The sequence below is a fragment of the Pseudonocardia oceanicola genome (assembly GCF_047200735.1).
GTDB lineage: Bacteria > Actinomycetota > Actinomycetes > Mycobacteriales > Pseudonocardiaceae > Pseudonocardia.
This window is the reverse complement of record NZ_JBJZON010000065.1, coordinates 1-1,902: the sequence shown is the minus strand read 5'-3', so window position 1 is coordinate 1,902 and position 1,902 is coordinate 1. Positions and strand designations below refer to the sequence as shown.

The following is a 1,902-nucleotide window of genomic DNA, read 5'->3' as shown; positions in this document are numbered from 1 at the left end:
CCCGAGTTTGATCAGCGGAACGGCGTTGGCGGAGCGGCAGGGCTGTGACCTGCCGGTGATTGTGAGGGTTGGTGCGGGATTCACGCACTAATCGATGGGTAGGCTGCCGGGTTGTGGCGTTCATCAGGCGGGTCCGGACGGGCTCGGGTGCGACGGCGGTGCAGATCGCGGAGTACGTGTCCGGGCGCCGGCAGCGGATCGTCGCGCACTTGGGCTCGGCACACAGCGAGGTCGAGCTCGGGCTGTTGATCGCCCGAGCCCAGGGCATGCTCGACGACGCCGCGCAGGGCGAGCTGGACCTGGGCCTGGCCAAGGTGACGCGCCGGCACAGACTCGCGCCGGTACCACCGGAGCCGGCCCTGTTCGGGCCGGTTACCTCGTCGGAGGGCACGTCGGGCGGCGGCTCGACGGTGCAGGCGACCGCGGCGGGCAGCGTGGTCGACACCGCTTCGACGCTGCTGTTCGACCTGCTCGTCGCGGTCTACGAGTCCCTCGGGTTCGCCGAGCTGGATGACGAGGTCTTCCGCGACCTGGTGATCGCCCGGGTCGTCGAGCCCACCTCGCTGCTCGACGTCGGGCGGGTCCTGGCCGACATGGGAAGGCAAGCGGCGTCGTATCCCACGTTGTGGCGCACCCTGCGCCGCGCCGCCTAGACAGACGACTCCGACACCAGCAGCCCCGAAGCCGACCGCCCCGAGGACGCCGAAGAGTCCGGAATGGACAGACCCGACACGATGGGGAGCCGGTTTGGGGCAGCACGCGGCTCCTACCGGGACCGGATCGCCGATCTGTGCTTCGCGCATGCCTTGAGCTGCGGCGATGTCAGTCTGGTGCTCTACGACGTGACCACGCTCTACTTCGAGGCGGAGAAGGAGGACGGCCTGCGCAAGGTCGGGTTCTCCAAGGAACGCCGCATCGACCCACAGGTCGTCGTCGGGCTGCTGGTCGACCGCAACGGCTTCCCCCTGGAGATCGGCTGTTTCGAGGGCAACAAGGCCGAGAAGCTGACGATCGTGCCGATCATCGAGGCGTTCAAGTCGAGGCACCGCATCGAGAACATGATCATCGTGGCGGACGCGGGCATGCTGTCCGCCGCAAACCTGACCACCCTCGACGACGCCGGGTTCAAGTTCATCGTCGGCTCGCGCCAGTCAAAGGCCCCGATCGACCTGGAGTCGCACTTCCACTGGCACGGCGACGCCTTCACCGATGGACAGCACGTCGACACCCTCACCCCGAAACGCGGCGCGAACCTGGCCAACGACACCAGGCTGCGGGACGAGCCGGTCTGGGACCCCTCGACGCATCCGGGATCGTGGCGGGCGGTGTGGGCCTACTCGGCCAAGCGGTTCGCCCGGGACAACCGCACCCTCAACGCGCAGGAGACCCGGGCCCGCAACGTCGTCAACGGCGACAGGACAGCTCGCACGCCGCGGTTCGTCCGCAACACCGGCGACGGCCAGATCCTCGACGAGAAGGCCCTCGCCCGCGCCCGGCGCCTGGCCGGGCTCAAGGGCTACGTCACCAACCTGCCCGCCCCGGTCATGAACGCGGCCGAGGTGATCGCGGCCTACCACGACCTCTGGCAGGTCGAGGCGTCGTTCCGGATGAGCAAGACCGACCTGGCGGCCCGGCCGATGTTCCACCGCACCCGCGACAGCATCGAAGCCCACCTCACCATCGTGTTCGCCGCGCTCGCCCTCGCTCGCACCGCCCAGGCCCGCACCGGACTGTCCATCCGCCGCCTCGTCCGCACGCTACGGCCGCTGCGCTCGGCCACGATCGCCATCAACGGCGCCGAGCAGACCTTCCCGCCCCACATCCCGGCCGACCTCGAGCCGGTCGTCACAGCACTGCGCGGCTGACCTGCGTCACGCACTAAGCCTTCTGATCAAACTCGGG

The 1,902-nt window shown here is 69.2% G+C and carries 2 protein-coding genes; both read left to right on the top strand.

Features of this window, described 5'->3' with window-relative positions; translation table 11 throughout:
• Nucleotides 1–113: 113 nt before the first annotated feature.
• Nucleotides 114–653 carry a hypothetical protein gene (locus ACL02T_RS34800; RefSeq protein ID WP_412835079.1) on the top strand — a complete coding sequence of 180 codons (540 nt, stop codon included), beginning with the start codon at nt 114–116 and terminating at the stop codon, nt 651–653.
• Between the two features lie 63 nt (nt 654–716).
• A complete protein-coding gene (locus ACL02T_RS34795; protein ID WP_503129112.1) occupies nt 717–1,865 on the top strand; it encodes an IS1634 family transposase in 1,149 nt (382 codons plus the stop codon).
• Nucleotides 1,866–1,902 lie beyond the last annotated feature (37 nt).

Coding starts and splice junctions, on each gene's coding strand:
- ACL02T_RS34795 (WP_503129112.1), top strand. CDS start 717: ATGGACAGACCCGACACGATGGGGAGCCGGTTTGGGGCAGCACGCGGC.